The following is a 573-nucleotide window of genomic DNA, read 5'->3' on the forward strand; positions in this document are numbered from 1 at the left end:
GCGCACCGCAATTGCCGTTCTGGATTCAGAACGCCCGCGTGCTCGACGCTCAGAACGCGATGCCGGTCGAGTTGTTCCCGCCCGAAGCGCTACGCAAGGCGGTCGAACGTTTCAATGACGGCCCGCGCCAGACTCGCATCTTCAATCACTCAATCAACGCGCGCAGCTACTGCCGCACGCGCTACATGTCGTCGTGGGCGGCGGAGATTGACCAGTTGTGCAATGAACGGGATGTGCTCATCGTGCAAAGCGCCGGCAACCTGCCACTGCAAGGCACTCCGCCATTCCTGGGCATCGCCGACCATCTGACCGCAGGGCGAGACTATCCAGCTTATCTCGCCGAAAACTCGGCGCGCATCGCCAACCCCGGCCAAAGCCTGCAGGCGCTGACCGTTGGCTCAATTGCCTATGATGCCGCTGAGCAAGGGGCATGGCGTACCTTCGCCACTCAGCCCGCGAGCCCCTCGGCATTCTCCCGGACAGGCCCTGGTATCTGGAACGTCATCAAGCCCGAAGTTGTGGAGTATGGCGGCGATGCCGCACGCACAAACAACGCACCGCTCGGCCTACAGG

General features: G+C 62.7%; 1 protein-coding gene. It reads left to right on the forward strand.

What is annotated here, in order from left to right; genetic code table 11:
* A partial coding sequence (locus tag NBZ85_RS34200) for a S8 family peptidase (RefSeq protein WP_261563486.1) occupies positions 1-573 on the forward strand: 573 nt, incomplete at both ends.

Source organism: Frankia tisae, from assembly GCF_025403405.1.
In the GTDB taxonomy this organism is placed as follows: domain Bacteria; phylum Actinomycetota; class Actinomycetes; order Frankiales; family Frankiaceae; genus Frankia; species Frankia tisai.